The organism is Verrucomicrobium sp. BvORR034 (assembly GCF_000739635.1).
Lineage (GTDB): Bacteria > Verrucomicrobiota > Verrucomicrobiia > Verrucomicrobiales > Verrucomicrobiaceae > Verrucomicrobium.
Map to the genome: position 1 here is coordinate 34263 of NZ_BATQ01000117.1, position 16392 is coordinate 50654.

Consider the following 16392-nt stretch of genomic DNA (forward strand, 5'->3'; position numbering starts at 1 on the left):
AAAACTCGATACTCAACGGGCAAACTTCAAGACGAGGCGGAAAACGAGATCAGAAGGGAGCCTCCAGAGAGATCACCTGCTTCTGCTTCTTCTTGCGCTCCTCTTCATCACGAGCCTTGTCTTCCAGCTCGATATCGTGCTCCACCCGCAGGTTCTGCACAATGTACTCCTGGCGGTCAGGGGTGTTCTTGCCCATGTAGAAGGTCAGCAGTTCCTTGATGCTCTTGTGCTCTGGCATGAGCACAGGCTCCAGCCGCATCTTGGGACCGATGAAGTGCTTGAACTCATCCGGTGAGATTTCGCCCAACCCTTTGAACCGGGTGATCTCAGCGGCCTTGCCACACTTCGCGATCGCCTTGAAGCGCTCTTCATCGCTGTAGCAGTAAAAGGTCTCCTTCTTGTTGCGCACACGGAACAGCGGCGTCTGCAGGATGTAAAGGTGCCCACGCCGGATGAGTTCCGGGTAAAACTGCAGGAAGAAGGTGATCATGAGCAGCCGAATGTGCATGCCATCCACATCAGCATCTGTCGCCATCACCACGTTCTGATAACGCAGTTCTTCGAGATCTTCCTCAATGTTCAGTGCGTTCTGGAGGAGGTTGAACTCCTCATTCTCATAGCAGACCTTGCGGGTGAGGCCAAAGCAGTTGAGCGGTTTGCCCCGCAGGCTGAACACGGCCTGGAAGTTCACATCCCGGCTCTTGGTGATGCTTCCGCTCGCGGAGTCCCCTTCCGTGATGAAGAGCGTGCTCTTCTCACGGTCGGCATGCTTGGTGTCCAGATGGACGCGGCAGTCACGGAGCTTCTTGTTGTGCACCTTGGCCTTGCGGGCGCTCTCGCGGGCAATCTTCTGGATGCCGCTGATTTCCTTGCGCTCCTTCTCGTTAGCCTGGATTTTCTCCAGCATGGCCTTGGCAACGTCGCCATGCTTGTGCAGGTAGTTGTCCAGCTGCGAGGTGACGAAGTTGACGATCGTGGTCCGCAGACTGCGGCCATTGGGCTCCATGGTGGTGCTGCCCAGCTTCGTTTTCGTCTGGGACTCGAAAACTGGCTCCTGCACCTTCACACTCACCGCCGCAACTAGGCTCCCGCGCACGTCACTGGGATCGAACTGCTTCTTAAAGAACTCCCGCGCCTCGGCCACCAGCGCCTCACGGAAGGCTGCCAGATGCGTCCCCCCTTGCGTGGTGTGCTGGCCGTTCACAAAGCTGTAGCACTCCTCGCCATACCCCACGCCATGCGTGAAGGCCACCTCCACCTCCTTCGAGGCGAGATAGATGATCGGGTACTGCGGCTCCTCTGTCAGCTTGGCATTGAGGAGGTCAATGAGACCGTCCTTGCTCCGAAACTTCTCACCGTTCAACGTCAGCGTCAGGCCTGGATTCAACCAGGCATAGAAACGCAGCATCTCCCGGATGAAATCCAGGCGGAAGGCATAGTCGCCGGCGAATGAAGTCGGGTCCGGATGAAACGTGATCTTCGTGCCATCCCGGTCCGCCGTGGCCACCGGGTTCTTCATTTCCTTGACCACCAGCCCCTGTGAGAACTCGATGGCGCGGGTCTTGCCCTCACGATAGGCCTGGATGTCAAAGCGGTCGGACAAGGCGTTCACCGCCTTGATACCCACCCCGTTCAAGCCCACGCTCCGCTTAAAGACTTCACTGTCGTACTTGGCACCCGTGTTGATCTGGGCGGCGCACTCCATCAGCTTGCCCAAAGGGACGCCGCGTCCGTAGTCGCGAATCGTGCAAACATTCTCTTCAATCGTGATCTCAACCTCCTTGCCGTACCCCATGACATGCTCGTCGATGGTGTTGTCGATCACCTCTTTGAGCAGCACGTAGATGCCATCTTCAGGAGCAGTGCCGTCCCCCAGCTTGCCGATGTACATGCCGGGGCGCAGACGAATGTGCTCCCGCCAGTCGAGTGAACGAATGGAGTCTTCGGTATATCCGTGGTCAGCCATGAGAGAAGGGGGGAAAGTGGGAGAGGTTGAACATTTCGTTAACCCGATTCCCCCCAACGTCAAGCAATGGTATTCATTTGACCAGTAGGGGAGGACGGGCTCAGGAAGCCTTTACTTTTTCGCCTCAGCAGTCGCCGGGCGCACGTCAGGCTCCACCCTGACTAACCGCAGATCAAGGCTGAGCAGCCAGAACCATCCCAGGCTGACCGCAATCAGAATGAGGGAGATCCACCATGGCCACGCACGAAACATAGATTGAGTTTGCCGGGGAAACCGGTCACCGCAAGCAGGATGTCCGTCCACCCTCAATTGGCGGGGGCGGAAGGTGCGGAAAATGTTTGCTTCTGCAATCCTTTCGCGCCATGAACATGAAACCGCGCCGCCTGCTTTGTCCTCATCACGTCCGCAAGTCCTCGTTGTCATTCCTGCGCGCTGGGGGTCCACCCGGTTCCCTGGCAAGCCGTTGCACCTCATCGCCGGAAAGCCGCTCGTCCAGCACGTCTGGGAGCGCTGTCTCCAGTGCCGACAGGTGGATCGTGTTGTGATCGCGACCGACGATGTGCGGATCGCCGATGCCGCCCGCCGCTTCAATGCGCTGGTGGTGATGACGGACCCCGACCACCCCAGCGGTACCGACCGCGTGGCCGAGACGGCGGCATCTTTCCCGAACCATCAAGTGGTGATCAATGTGCAGGGTGACGAGCCCTTGATCTCCCCCGCCCTGATCGACGAGCTGGCCCAGACTCTGGTGCAGGAGCCAGCTGTCCCAATGATCACCGCAGCCGCCCCCATCGAGGATCCGGCGCTGCTTCAAGACGCCAATGTGGTGAAGGTGGTGCTTAACGCCCGGCGTGACGCTCTCTATTTCTCACGCTCGCTCATTCCGTACCCGCGGAATCCGGACTCCGGCATTGTCTATTACCGCCATCTGGGCATCTACGGCTTCCAGCGCGACTTCGTCTTCCAGTTTGTGAACTGGCCGCCATCGTTGCTGGAGCGCACCGAATCCCTCGAGCAACTCCGCGCTCTGGAGAACGGAGCCACCATCCGCGTCGTGCTCACCCACGAGACCTCCCCCGGCGTAGATACTCCTGAGCAGGCCATCGCCATCGAGAAAGCTTTACAGTCCTCTTAACACCCACATCCCACACACAATCTCCTCAATGAAATACATCTTCGTCACCGGTGGCGTCGTCAGTTCGCTAGGCAAAGGCCTGGCCGCCGCCTCGCTCGGCACCCTGCTGGAGCACCGTGGATTGAAAGTGATCCTGCAAAAGTTCGACCCGTACCTGAACGTGGATCCCGGCACCATGAACCCGTACGAGCACGGCGAAGTGTACGTGCTGGATGACGGGGCCGAAACCGACCTCGACCTGGGCCACTACGAGCGCTTTACCAGCACCAATCTCTCCCGCCTCAATAACCTGACGAGCGGTCAGGTGTACACGAACGTCCTCGCCAAGGAACGCAGCGGTGCCTATCTGGGCAGCACCGTGCAGGTCATTCCGCATGTGACCAACGAGATCAAGGAGCGCATCCGCAAAGTCGCCCGTGAAATGACCGCCGACGTGATCATCACGGAGATCGGCGGCACCGTGGGGGACATCGAGGGCCTGCCCTTCCTGGAGGCCATCCGCCAGTTCGGCCAGGAAGTCGGCCCGGAGAACGTCCTCTACATTCACACGACGCTGATCATCTACATCCGCGCCGCCGGAGAGCTCAAGACCAAGCCCACTCAGCAGAGCATCGCCAAGCTGCGCGAGATCGGTATCAGCCCCGGTATTGTCCTCTGCCGCACTGAGATGCGCCTGGATCAGGACGTGAAGGACAAGATTTCACTCTTCTGCAACGTCGAACCCGAGGCCGTCATAGAGGCCGCTGACGTCAAGAACTCCATCTACGAGGTACCGCTCAAGCTGCACGAGGAAAAGCTCGACGACCTCGTCTGCAAACTGCTTCACATCGAGACCAAGCAGCCCGACCTCGCCCGCTGGCGCAAGTTCGTGAACCGCGTCATCTATCCCACGCATCACGTGCGGATCGCCGTGGTGGGCAAGTACATCGAACTGCAGGATGCCTACAAGAGCATCTATGAAGCCATCGTGCACGCGGGTGCCGGCAATGACGCCAAGGTCGAGGTGGTGCGGGTGGATGCTGAAGACATCGAGAAAGGCGGCCCCGAGATGCACCTCGCAGGCATGCAGGGAATCTTGGTCCCGGGCGGATTTGGCGACCGGGGAACCGAAGGCAAAATCACCGCGTGCAAGTACGCTCGTGAGTCCGGAATCCCCTACTTTGGCATCTGTCTCGGCATGCAGATCGCCGTCATCGAGTTCGCCCGCAACGTCTGCGGCTGGACGGACGCGAACAGCACCGAGTTCAACAAGACCACCACCCACCCGGTGGTGAACCTGCTGGAGGAACAACAGCACGTCACCCAGAAGGGCGGCTCGATGCGACTGGGGGCCTGGGTCACGGATCTGGCACCAAACACCAGGGCCTACGACCTGTACCACAGCGCGACGATCACAGAGCGCCACCGTCATCGGTACGAGTACAACTCCATTTACAAAGAGGAGATGGAGTCCAAGGGCTTCATCATCAGCGGCATGTCTCCGGACGGCACCCTGGCGGAGATCATCGAACTCAAGGACCACCCCTTCTTCATGGCCTGCCAGTTCCACCCGGAGCTGCTCTCCAAACCAAACCATCCGCACCCGATTTTCTACGGCTTCGTGCGGGCGGCACTTCATCATCACGCCCCCATCGACTGAGGCCTGATCTCGCCCGATTGATCCCGGAATTATCTACCCTCCTGTCCGCCCGTCGGCAGGAGGGTTTATTTTTTGGAATGAAGGCGAGGCGACCACGCTTTCCCGAGCAAGGCGCTTTTCCGAACGGGCTGGGATTTTTGCCTCGCCCCTTCTCCCTCGAATATGCATAAATGGTACAACCAAAGGCAAATTGCGACGGTTCTAATCAAGGTCCGCGACGAGTCACAGACGTACTTTCATACATATGGCACAGGCAATCATGGATCCAGAGGAGGTGCGGCGCTTCGCCAAGGAGCTGAAGCGCTTCAACGACGACGTGCAGACCAAGGCCTCGGCTTTGAATGCCCGTTTCACGGCGCTGAGCGGCACCTGGCAGGATCAGGAGCATGAGAAGTTTGCCGAGGAGTTCATCACCACCATGAAAGCCCTCAGAAAATTCGTGGAGATCTCTGAGAAGCACACCCCATTTCTCCTGCGAAAGGCGCAACGCATCGAACAATACCTCGATCAACGTTAAGCTGCTTTCCGGCATATCATGGCTGATCAGGCAAAAATCACCTCACTCGACGCCCTCCAGAGCTTCCGGGCGCACCTCGTCATTTTCATCACGAAGGCCCGGCGCTCACTTGACCAGTCAGGGGACGAAGTCCGCCGTGCCCGCGCCTGGGTGCAAACGGAACAGCGCACTCATTGGGAGGGGCAGATTCGTCGGCGACGGCGCATGCTGGAGCAGGCGGAGGGAGAACTGATGACCGCCCGGATGTCCGAGTTCGTGGACTCCCCTTCCCAACAACAGGCCGCTGTGCGGAAGGCCAAGGCAGCCGTCGCCGAGGCGGAGCAGAAACTGGAGCGGGTCAAAGCGTGGAACCGGAACTTCGACAGCACCTTTGATCCCCATGTTCGGAAGATGGAAATGCTGCGGGACTATGTAGATCACGACCTGCCCAAAGCCGTCGCCTACTTGGACCAAGTTCAGAAGATTCTGGAGTCCTACCATCAGATGGGAGGCCCCGCGCCCTCCGGGCCAAGCACCGCCTTGCCGAGTGCGGCGGAATCTGAACAACCTTCCTGAGGTTTTGTCCCTTAAGACTCCTCGTTCGCCACGGCGTTTTCGATTCTTTTCAGCCGCTTCTATTTCCTATCGCATGAGCACTCGCGTCAGCGCCTCCAATCTCGCCCAAGCCCTCCGTGAACTAACGGTGGAATGGCAGCAAACGCGGTCCAGTTGGCGGGACCAAAAGGCCCTCGAATTTCAAGAACACTACCTCGAAAAACTTCCGCATTTGGTGACCCATGCGCGGAACGTCATGGAGGAGATGGACAATTTGCTTAGAAAGGTGAAAAACGACTGTGAGTAACGGGTTGGATCTCAGAGCCAGCCGGAGTGTCGAGTTGCTCGGCGCACTGGAAAGTAAAGTGGCAGACTTCGCCAAGCGCGAGGATCTGCTGCAAAAGGAACTGCGCACCCAGCGCAATACCGTCACGCAAAAACATCAGGTCACCATTGATCAGGCCCAGAGCCGGCTCGACCGCGAAGTTTCCGAGGCCCAAGCCCATCTGGAGGCAGAATCAGCGCGGCTCAAACGCGTCTATGAACGTCGGCGCGCCCGTGTGGAACGTTCCCACCTGGTGCTCACCCGGCATCTGCCTCGCCGCGTGCGTGAAGTGCGGGAGAGCTGGCTGGGCGAACTGCAAATGCGTCGCTTCCGCCTGGAACGTCAGTTGGAAGCCTCCGGCGTGGTCAATCCGGAGTTCACCCGTCGCCTGGCCACCTATCAGTCCCAGTTCACCGATCTGTTGCACCGCACGCGGGATGCCTTCGCAGGCTCCAGTTCGTTCATCAGCATGATCCGGGTGCGTCGCAAGGCCCCTCTTCCGGGCCCCGTGCCTGCGGGTGAGGAGGCAGAATGGCTCAACAACCTGCAGGCCCATCTGGCCGCCGGGGAGAAGCAGCTGGAAGAGTTCAAGCAGTTCCCCCTCCCCCGGCTGTTTGCAAAGGTCCCGCTCACCTTCTTTGCCCTCGGCATCATTTTGATCGGCCTGGGCGCCTTGTATGGGATGGGGCTCCATCCGAAGGACTACAGCGTCGTCGCCACCGGATGCGCCGTGGCCTTCGTCTCCGTCTGGATCATTTACCTCATCGGCATGTCCAAGGTGAAACCAGTGGCAAAGGAACTCGCCGCATCCATCAAGGAAGCCCGCTTCCTCCAGGACAGCTGCCGGGCCACCGTGGACTCTCATACCCAGCAGGGACGCGGAGCCCTGCAAGACGCGTTTGACCGTGAAGTGGCGGCGATCGAGGAACAGAAGCTCCGCGCCGACGATGTCGCCCAGGAGTTCGAGGAACGCACCAAGGCCAAACTCGCGGCACAATACCCGCGCTTGCTGGCAAAGATTGACCACACCCTGGCCAGCCGCCTGGCACGCGTGGAAGCCGACCAATCCCACAGGATCGAATCCGTCACGAATACGGACTCCGCCGCCATCTCCCAGTTGCGCGCTGCCCAGCAGGCCGATGTTGCCTCGCTGGAGTCCGGCGAGAGCGCACGCTGGCATCAAATCGAGACCGAATGGAAGAGCGAGATCACCCCGATCTATGATGCCATCAGCCAGATGAACTCGGCCACCGCCGCGAGGTTCCCCCAATGGCACCCGGGCTATGCAGAGGGCTGGAAGCCCCCGACTGACTTCACCCCCGCCACACGCTTCGCCCAGCTTGAAGTGGATCTGGCCCGCCCAACCGCCACTCTGCCCAAGGATCCACGATTGGCCCTCCCCGGACCATCGAAGCTCTCCATCCCGCTTTCGCTCTCCTTCCCCTATCAGGGCTCTCTGTTGTTCGAGACCAATGAACCCGGTGGCACCACCGCCATTGATGCGCTGAACAACATCATCCTCCGCCTCCTGGCCACCACCCCTCCCGGCAAGCTCAGCTTCACAATCATTGACCCGGTGGGACTGGGCCAGAGTTTCGCCGGCCTCATGCACCTTTCCGACTACGAGGAAACGCTCATCAATCGCCGCATCTGGACGCAACGCGACCAGATCGAGGAGCGTCTCGCTGAGTTGAGCGAGCACATTGAGAAGGTCATCCAGATGTACCTTCGGAATGAGTATGCCTCCATCACGGAGTACAATGAGCAAGCGGGAAGCGTGGCGGAGAAGTATCACTTCCTCGTCATCGCCGACTTCCCGGTGAACTTCAGCGAGACCGCAGCCAAGCGCCTTCAGAGCATCGCCACCAGCGGCCCTCGCTGTGGCATCTACACTCTCATTCATTGGGATCAGCGCCACCCCCTGCCCGATGGCTTCACGCCAGATGAACTGCGTCAGAACAGCATCTGCATGCGCAAGGAACGGAACGGCTTTGTCCTGGCCAATGATGTGGTGAAGAAGTCTGGGGCCACTCTGGTCTTCGACGCTCCGCCCAATCCGGACCTCGCCGTGCAACTCGTGCACCGGATCGGGAAAAGCAGCATCGACTCCAACATCGTCCAGGTGCCCTTTTCCCAGATTGCCCCGCCACCAGGAGACCTCTGGGCGGGCGAAACCACCAACGAACTGCGCATTGCCATCGGTCGCACCGGGGCCACCAAACTCCAGTACCTGGCCATCGGCAAAGGCACCCGGCAACACGCCCTCTTCGCCGGCAAGACGGGTTCAGGGAAATCGACGCTCTTCCACGTCATCATCACCAACCTCGCGCTCACCTGCAGTCCGGAGGAAGTGGAGTTCTATCTCATCGACTTCAAGAAAGGGGTCGAGTTCAAATGCTATGCCTCGAAAAAACTGCCCCACGCGAAGGTGGTCGCCATTGAGAGTGATCGCGACTTCGCTCTAAGCGTGCTTCAGCGCGTGGATGGAGAATTGAAACGTCGTGGAGACATGTTCCGCAAGCTCGGGGTACAGGACGTCGCCGGCTATAAGCGCGCCGGTGGCACTGAGCCCATGCCGCGATCCCTGCTGCTCATTGACGAGTTCCAAGAGTTCTTCGTGGACGATGACACCATCGCCCAGACGGCCTCTCTGCTCTTTGACCGTATCGTCCGCCAAGGCCGAGCCTTTGGCATTCATGTACTGCTGGGTTCACAGACACTGGGCGGCGCCTACTCGCTGGCTCGCGCCACTCTGGGCCAGATGGTCATTCGTGTGGCCCTCCAGTGCAATGAAGCAGATGCCTATCTCATCATGGATGAGAACAACGCCGCACCGCGTCTCCTCACCCGTCCGGGCGAGGGCATCTACAATGATGCCGCTGGCGCGATTGAAGGGAACAGTCCGTTCCAGGTGGTCTGGCTGGGAGATGACGAACGCGACGAGTGGCTGGACAAGGTCCACGATCTGGCCGTAGAGCGCGGTCACGAATACACCTCCCCCATTGTCTTCGAAGGCAACGCCCCCGCCGATCTTCGCGAGAACCAACTGCTCCGCTTTGCCCTCGACACCAAGCCGGCCAATCAGCCCCTGGCTGGCAAAGCCTGGCTGGGAGCGCCGAATTCCATCAAGGGACCTACGGAAGCCGCCTTCCACCGCCAAAGCGGCAACCACCTGCTCATTGTCGGGCAGAGGGACGAAGCCGCCCTCACCTTGTTGGGCACCTCATTGCTTTCCTTGGCCGCCCAGTATCCCGTGGGGGGAGCCAGGTTTGTGGTGCTCCACGGGTGCACCCCAGGCACGACGGATTCAGACTTCATCGAGCGGGTCATCGCAACGGTGCCCCACGAAATCACTGTCTCACGCGGGCAGGACATCGGCACGATCATGTCGGAACTGTCCACCGAGATGAAGGCTCGCAGCAGCGGTGAAGTCGAAGCCACCCGTGCCCCTGCGGTCTTTCTGCTCATTCACGGCCTGCACAAGTACAAGAAACTGCGTCAGGAGGATGACTTCAGCTTCTCCATGAGCAGCGACGACGAGGGCGGAGGCAATCCGGGCAGTCAGTTCGTGGATCTCATCACCGAGGGCAGCTCGCTCGGGATGCACGTCCTCACGACGGTGGATACATTTAACAACGTCAACCGGTCCCTGAGCCGGAAGGCGCTGAGCGAGTTTGAGATGCGGGTGGTCTTCCAAATGAGCGCCAACGATTCCGCGAGCCTGATTGACTCGCCCAAGGCCAGCAATCTGGGGCTGCACCGGGCTCTGTTCTACAACGAGCACGAAGGCACCCTGGAAACCTTCCGTCCCTACGCGATGCCCGATGCGGGTTGGATTGAGGAGGCAGGACAGAAGTTAAGGTGACCCTTCCCAAAGCCTGACGGCGCATTAGACCCGTTTCCGGACCCCTTCTGGAGACGGGTTTTTCATTGTGCAGTAGCGCTGCTAATAAATAGATGTTGCCTTTAGCATTACTTTTTCTTATCTTTATGGCGACTCATGAAAACCCTGCTAATCATCCTGGCGGCAGGGCTCTGGATCGGTGCTTCCACAGCATCGGCTCAGGTGCTCATTGCGAACGCGTTGGACCGGACTCCTGCGGAGACGGTCACGCAAACAGCCCTTGTCGCCACGGTGGGCACCACCAACAGTGCCAATCTTGGCGCTGGATGGACTGCCTCCAACACCTTCGTCGGAGTCGCGTCCAGCCAGACGCTGACGCTGAACCCGGGGATTGCAAATGACTCCGGAGGACTGTTCCAGATTGCCCAGAGCGGGTTGGCGGGGGTCGCAGGAAGCTTCTCAGCCACCAAGGCCTTTACGGGAATCACCCTGCTGGATAACACCACCTATAATCTCACCATCAGCGGCAACTCATCGTCTACGGTCGCCATCCTCAGCGCACTGAACGTCAATATTCTGGTGAATGGAGGTGTCGTCTACCAGACGCCGACCAGCACCCTGCTTGGACTCTTGGACCAAACTGCCACGGAGTCCTTTGTCTTCAGTTTTACAACGGGTGACGTGGACAATGTCCAACCCGTCAACGTCCAGATCGCAGGCGGCACCCTGGTCGGAGCTCTCGGCCAAAGCGCCTCTCTCACCAAAATCAACCTGGCCGTCGCCCCTGTTCCAGAACCCGGCAGCCTCCTGCTGTTCCTCACGGGCATTGCAGCGATCATGCGGCGTCAGCGTCCGCGGCGGTAGCTTGGGGACGGAGTCGCTGTGAAGCGCCGCTTCCGCTTGCCTGATTCACTCGCGTCACTCAATGCTTGGCCTTTGACCTCCCCCCTCTGTTCCGCCAGCAGGGTTGGAGTCCCGCATCGATGCGGTCAGGAGGCGCGCGACCCAGGAGATATCCCCGCCCTGCTGCCCTCGCCCGGGTTCGAGGAAGCTTCGTCGATCCACCAAAGCGGCGGTTCCTGCACGCACTCCACAGCTGCTTCGCAACCAGGTGATGGGTGCGCATTCGCCTTGGACGAGAATCCGGCTTCCGACATCGGAGGCGCTGCGTACCATCACCAGAACGTCTCCACCACCTAAGCGCGCAGCGCTTTTGGGAGTGCGCGCGGGAACCGCCGCTATGGCGGAGCTTGTGATGGCCCACTACGACAAAAGCCAAGCAGGGCTTACCGATCGCCACGGACCTCACTACGCACCATATACATCTCCCCCCCAAACTCATTGCCCCTCAACCATCACTCCGGACCCGAATTCAGAATCCCGCGAACATTCACCCGCTCGACGTAGTGCGTCATGAGCACACCGCACGGCCGGGCCATCAGTTCAAAAACCGCCACAGCCACCAGGAGATTTCGAGCGGTCCGTCTCTGGTCATCCCGCGACCACAAACAAGTCAGAATGAAAAGCGCAATCGCCGCCACGATGCCGACCACCAGCCAAAAGAGCACGTCCCCGATAGGCTGATCGTCAAAACCCCAAAGCACCTGTCGCAGCGGCACAAAGAACAGAAGCAGCGCCATAGGAAGGAACAAACTCACGCCCAAACCTGCGACAACAAGCATCCACCGGCAAAGCCGAACGCGTTGAGTGTTTGTCTCCATGGCAGCAGATTCGACACTGGAGCCCACCAATCGCTCAATTCCCCTCCGCCCTCCGTCTCATGCCACGTCGCTTCGATCACGTTGACCTTCGCGTATCCAGTCTGGCCAAAGTGCAGCCTTTTTACGAAGCGCTCCTGCCAGCCCTTGGGTTCACCCGGGACGCGAAGATTGAAGACTGGCTCCAGTTTGAAGCTTCAGAGGGACCAGTGACCGAGTTCTTTGGCGTCACTGAATCTGCGCAACACCAGGCCAACGAAAACCGCATTGCCTTCTGGGCGGAGTCGCCTTCAGAGGTGGACCGGCTCGGAGCGATCGCCGTGGCTGCCGGGGCTCTTGCTGTAGAAGGTCCCGACCATGAGGCACCGCACTACTACGCGATTTTCTTCGAGGATCCGTGCGGCAACCGCCTTGAGATCTGCCACCGGCTGCCGAGCTAAGCACCTCTGACCTACTTCTGAGCAGAGCCCAACGACTGGGCATCTTTCCACCCGCCGCGCAACACATAGATCTCCTGCGCGCCCACACGATCCTTCAAGTATTGGCGGATCTTGCGGCTGGCCTGACAAGCCTCGCCACTACAGTAAACCACAATCGGTTTGGTGTTGTCCTGCAGCTTCTCAAAGAGATCAAACATGAGGCTGTCGGCTTCCTGTTCGTTGAGCAAGACCGCCCCGGGAACATGACCTGCCTCATAGTCGGTCCTCGGCCGGGCATCGATCCACAAGACCTCTCCCTTCCATTTCTCCTGCACGAGGGCCAGCGTCACCTCATCGTCAGCCAGCCTCTCGTCCGCGACATACCACGCCGGGGCACGAGGGTGCCAACGTTGCGTAACAGCAGCCGCCACCAGTGTCAGTACCAGGATCATCCCTGCTTGGACGAATATCTTCATTCCCTGTCCTCGACTACTTCCCCGCCGCCTTCTTCTTCTCCGCCAGTTCCGGACGCACGATGTTGAAGAACGCCATCTGGCGGCTGTACTTGGGGATCTTGCTGTCAGTCTCAATCTTCAGCGCTCCGATGGTGACATCGGAGGTTGAAGCAGGTTTCATGGTGATCACGTACTCGCGCCCGGGGGTCACTTCCTTGGACTCGAAGGTGACGTTCTCCCGCGTGGCCGAAAGCTTGGTGATCCTCATCGGATCCGTACCGGTCATCTTCACCACAAAAGTCTTCGCCTGTGGCTTCTCTCCCACAGTCCACTCCAGAAGCTTGGGTTCGATGCTGATCACTTCAGGTACATCCAGCACGAAGTTCACGACCTTCTCAGGTTCCTGGTCGTCATCTGTATGCAAGCGCAGTGACTTTTCATGGCGGCCCACAAAGCTGCTCACCTTGAACTTGGCCTTCCCTTGGCCCTTCTCTCCGGGAGCGTACACGCGCTTGTCCAGGCTCGCCTCCAGACAGGAACAGGTGCTCTCCAGACGCACAATGGTGAGAGGCTTGCTGCCCGTGTTCTTAAACGTGAAGGTCTGTTCGACCTCGTCGTCCTCGGGCCGGGGTTTGAGCTCGATGGGTTCATTGTCCACCACCAGTCCGGCCTGCAACCGGGCAGAGACAAGGACAGCCAGCAAAAAAGCGTAGAGGGAAGAGCGCATGGATGTCTTTAGTCTGACACGAGGAATTCACCCAGTCCACGCGGTTTTCCGTGCGCTTGCATTGACGGGTGACAGATGCTGTCTAAACCTTGCCGCCCCATGGCGCGCGAACCTGCTCCGCTGAACTGGAAAAGCTTTATCCTTCTGCTCATCCTCGCCTTGGGGCTCGGATCTCTGTACAGATTCACGGATCTGGCGAAGAAGCCCATGCATACGGATGAGGCGATTCTGGCGCTGAAAACGCACGAGTACGCCCAGAGCCGCACCTTTGAATACGATCCGAAGGACTACCACGGCCCGTTTTTGCATCACGCGGCAGATCTCACCGGCAAGTGGCGCGGATGGGATCCCACCGTCATGGATGAGGGGGAACTCCGCTGGGTGGTGGCGGTGTTTGGCCTGGGCTTGGTGCTTCTGCCCCTGCTGATGATCGACGGCTTGGGCCGAACGGGAGCGGTCGTCGCAGCATTGCTGGCGGCGGTCTCGCCCATGCTGAACTACTACAGCCGCTATTATATCATGGAGGTGCCGTTCGTCTTCCAGACGGGGCTCTTCATCGCCTCGCTCTGGCGATGGTCTCAGAAGCGAAACTTCCTTTGGCTGCTGCTGGCGGGGCTCTGCCTGGGGTTCATGCATGCCACGAAAGAGACCTTTGTCCTCAACCTGGCGGCGATGGCGGCCGCTTGGGGGCTCGTGTCCCTCCGCATCGGTTCCTTTGAGCCACGGAACGCCCGCCTTTCCTATGCGGGAGCCCGCCCTACGATTCCCGACTGGCTCGCCTGGCTCATCGTGGCAGGGGTCGGCGCAGTGACTTCCATCTGGATGTTCTCCAATGGATTCAAGGAATGGCAGGGCGTGCACGACAGCATTGTCACCTATGACAGCTATCTGCGACGCTCCGGCGGCAGCGGCCATGAGAAGCCGTGGCACTACTACCTGCAACTCATGACCTGGCGGAAGGACGGTTTTGTCTGGTCTGAAGCCCTCATTCCGGTGCTGGCCCTGATTGGCATGATGGACGCCCTGCTGGACAAACGGCGGGCCAACAACGTCCGGGCCTTCCTGGTGTTCCTTTCAATCTACGGGCTCGTCCTGCTCGCGATCTACTCCATCATTCCCTACAAGACTCCCTGGTCGGTGATGGCAGTTCAGTACACCTTCGTCCTGCTGGCGGGCTTGGGCATGCGCCGGCTCTTCCGTGCGGTGCAGGTACCTTTGTTCAAGACGGTGCTGATCATCCTGTTCGCCACGGGCATCTACCACCTGTGCAGCCAGACGAACCTCGCGACGGATTACTCCTTTCCCGGTACCACCCGCTATGCTGCTGACAGCCGGAACCCGTACGTCTATTCCCATACGACTACGAACCTGCTGGCGCTCTCCAAGCGCATCCACGAACTGGCCGCCCGCCACCCCGCTGGGAAATCCACCCCTGTCCAGATTATCCAGGCGGAACATGGATGGCCCCTTCCCTGGTACCTGCGTGATCTCACGCAAGTCGGCTACCAAAATCAAATCCCAACCAAACTGGAAGCTCCCATCATCGTCACCGACAAAGGGAGGGGCGAAGAGATCCTGACCAAATTGCAGGGTGAATACATCTCCAGCGATTACGGGCTACGCCCGGGAGTGATGCTGTCTCTGCTCGTGGAAAAGTACCTCTGGGAAGCCTATCTCAATCCTGAGCTGCCTGCGGTCCCGCCGAACAAGGCAGAATTGGCGGTGGAAGAGGACGCTGCCCCCCCGGTTCCCGCCTCCCTGCCGGTGCTTCCACCCGGAGACACCACAGGCAGCACGGATCTCGCCGCACCTGCCACCCCGGAATCCTCAATTCGCCACCTTCCCGTTCCCGCCGGGCGCACCGGGCCGCTACCAGCGGCTCTCTCCCCTGCCCTGGCGCGGCCCGCCGAACCAGCACTGGGCGATGCCCCCGTGCGGAAGGCGGAACCCGTGCCCGAGATTCCCCCGGAAGGCGAAGCCACTCCCAAGCCCAAGCGCTCCAAAAGATCCCGTCAATGACGCCACTCTACCGCGCCCGCCATGAGGCGATGGCCACTGAATTCGAAATCATCATCGCCCAGGACGATGTTGATGCGACCTATGCTGGCAACGTAGCAGATGCGGTCTTCGCGGAGATTGATCGGTTGGAGGACGAGTTGAGCCGGTTTCGCCCAATGAGCGACATCTGGCGGGTGAACCACCTCCGCAAGGGAGAGAGGGCTCCGGTCGGATTGGCGGCAGCCGACTGCCTCGCTCTCGCCAAAGCAGTGCACGCCGAGACCAATGGGGCCTTCGACATCACGGTGGGCCCGCTGATGAAGATCTTCCGCAACAGCGACGGCACGCCCAGGACGCCCTCCCCGGAAGAAGTAGAGTTCGCCCGGCAGCGCGTAGGCATTCACGTCTTTGATCTCGATGAGACCGGCTTCGTCACCTCCCACGTGGACTATCCTCTTCTGGACCTGGGAGCCGTGGGCAAAGGGTATGCCCTGGATCAGGTGGTGACCGTCCTGGAAGATTGGAGCGTGCAGAATGTGCTTCTCAACGCGGGTGACAGCAGCATCCTCGCGATTGGGGCCCCGCCAGGAGAGCAGGGCTGGGTCGTCAGCGTAGGCGGAGAAAACAAGATCCCCCTCCGACTCACGGATCGTGCCGTGAGCGGTAGCGGTTTCCAAGTCAAAGGGAACCACATCATGAACCCACGCACGTTCCAACCCATGCCGGTACGGAAAGAACGTGTCTGGGCGAGCGCCCCCACCGCCGCGCTCTCGGATGCGCTCTCGACAGCCTTTGCCGTGATGACCCGCCAGGAAACCACCGCCTTCTGTGCCCGGCACCAGGAAGTGGAAGCCATTTGGGAATAGCGAGGCAACATCGCAACCGGGCCGATCGAGCTTCTCACACTCTTCCTCTATATATAGGGAGTCGTCTCGCGGTCCATCGCCCCCCTTGCCGCCGCCTTCTGACCCGGTGCCTTGATCAGGACCCCAAAAATCGGCCCGACCGCCCGTCCCCGCCTCGTGACAGGCATCGAAGATCAAGAAACCAAAGAATTTCACTTTTTTCGGCTTCCTGCCCTCCCCTTCGCTCATTTCATTTTTGAAAGGCGGATC

At 59.7% G+C, this 16392-nt stretch carries 14 protein-coding genes; 10 read left to right on the forward strand and 4 right to left on the reverse strand.

All coding sequences use genetic code 11. The annotated features are described in order from the left end of the window. Positions 1-49: 49 nt before the first annotated feature. Complete coding sequence (locus tag BV034_RS19245; RefSeq protein ID WP_050028616.1) at positions 50-1966, reverse strand: DNA topoisomerase IV subunit B; 1917 nt, start codon at positions 1964-1966, stop codon at positions 50-52. A gap of 388 nt (positions 1967-2354) precedes the next feature. Between BV034_RS19245 and kdsB the strand changes: the two genes are divergently transcribed. From kdsB to BV034_RS19280, 7 genes are all read left to right on the forward strand, one after another. Further along, positions 2355-3101, forward strand: a complete 747-nt coding sequence (gene kdsB / locus BV034_RS19250) for a 3-deoxy-manno-octulosonate cytidylyltransferase (RefSeq protein ID WP_050028684.1) — start codon at positions 2355-2357, stop codon at positions 3099-3101. A 28-nt stretch (positions 3102-3129) separates the two neighbouring features. Beyond that, positions 3130-4740, forward strand: a complete 1611-nt coding sequence (locus tag BV034_RS19255) for a CTP synthase (protein WP_050028617.1) — start codon at positions 3130-3132, stop codon at positions 4738-4740. Between the two features lie 244 nt (positions 4741-4984). Next, positions 4985-5257, forward strand: coding sequence for a WXG100 family type VII secretion target (locus BV034_RS19260; protein WP_050028618.1), 273 nt, complete (start codon positions 4985-4987; stop codon positions 5255-5257). Positions 5258-5275: 18 nt separating this feature from the next. Further along, the gene (locus BV034_RS19265) at positions 5276-5812 is read left to right on the forward strand and encodes a hypothetical protein (RefSeq protein ID WP_050028619.1); all 537 of its coding nucleotides are present in this window, start codon (positions 5276-5278) and stop codon (positions 5810-5812) included. Positions 5813-5885: 73 nt separating this feature from the next. Next, on the forward strand, positions 5886-6098 hold the full coding sequence (locus tag BV034_RS19270) for a hypothetical protein (protein ID WP_009961474.1): 213 nt from the start codon (positions 5886-5888) through the stop codon (positions 6096-6098). A gap of 4 nt (positions 6099-6102) precedes the next feature. Beyond that, positions 6103-9981: an FtsK/SpoIIIE domain-containing protein gene (locus tag BV034_RS19275; RefSeq protein ID WP_265593189.1), complete on the forward strand. Its 3879-nt coding sequence runs from the start codon at positions 6103-6105 to the stop codon at positions 9979-9981. 135 nt (positions 9982-10116) lie between these two features. After that, positions 10117-10824, forward strand: a complete 708-nt coding sequence (locus tag BV034_RS19280) for a PEP-CTERM sorting domain-containing protein (protein ID WP_050028621.1) — start codon at positions 10117-10119, stop codon at positions 10822-10824. A 491-nt stretch (positions 10825-11315) separates the two neighbouring features. On the opposite strand, the gene BV034_RS19285 is transcribed toward BV034_RS19280, so the two are convergent. Continuing rightward, the gene (locus BV034_RS19285; protein ID WP_265593190.1) at positions 11316-11600 is read right to left on the reverse strand and encodes a hypothetical protein; all 285 of its coding nucleotides are present in this window, start codon (positions 11598-11600) and stop codon (positions 11316-11318) included. 140 nt (positions 11601-11740) lie between these two features. On the opposite strand from BV034_RS19285, the gene BV034_RS19290 reads away from it, so the two are divergent. Continuing rightward, positions 11741-12118, forward strand: a complete 378-nt coding sequence (locus tag BV034_RS19290) for a VOC family protein (protein ID WP_050028623.1) — start codon at positions 11741-11743, stop codon at positions 12116-12118. A gap of 11 nt (positions 12119-12129) precedes the next feature. On the opposite strand, the gene BV034_RS19295 is transcribed toward BV034_RS19290, so the two are convergent. Continuing rightward, entirely contained in the window at positions 12130-12573 is a 444-nt protein-coding gene (locus tag BV034_RS19295; RefSeq protein ID WP_081887939.1) for a rhodanese-like domain-containing protein, read from the reverse strand. 13 nt (positions 12574-12586) lie between these two features. Then, the gene (locus BV034_RS19300; protein WP_050028625.1) at positions 12587-13279 is read right to left on the reverse strand and encodes a DUF1573 domain-containing protein; all 693 of its coding nucleotides are present in this window, start codon (positions 13277-13279) and stop codon (positions 12587-12589) included. A 99-nt stretch (positions 13280-13378) separates the two neighbouring features. Here BV034_RS19300 and BV034_RS19305 point away from each other — a divergent pair, with 99 nt between their 5' ends. Both BV034_RS19305 and BV034_RS19310 read left to right on the forward strand, forming a co-directional pair. Further along, positions 13379-15298 carry a flippase activity-associated protein Agl23 gene (locus BV034_RS19305; protein ID WP_050028626.1) on the forward strand — a complete coding sequence of 640 codons (1920 nt, stop codon included), beginning with the start codon at positions 13379-13381 and terminating at the stop codon, positions 15296-15298. After that, positions 15295-16143, forward strand: coding sequence for an FAD:protein FMN transferase (locus tag BV034_RS19310; protein ID WP_050028627.1), 849 nt, complete (start codon positions 15295-15297; stop codon positions 16141-16143). The genes BV034_RS19305 and BV034_RS19310 overlap by 4 nt, the downstream gene beginning before the upstream one ends. Positions 16144-16392 lie beyond the last annotated feature (249 nt).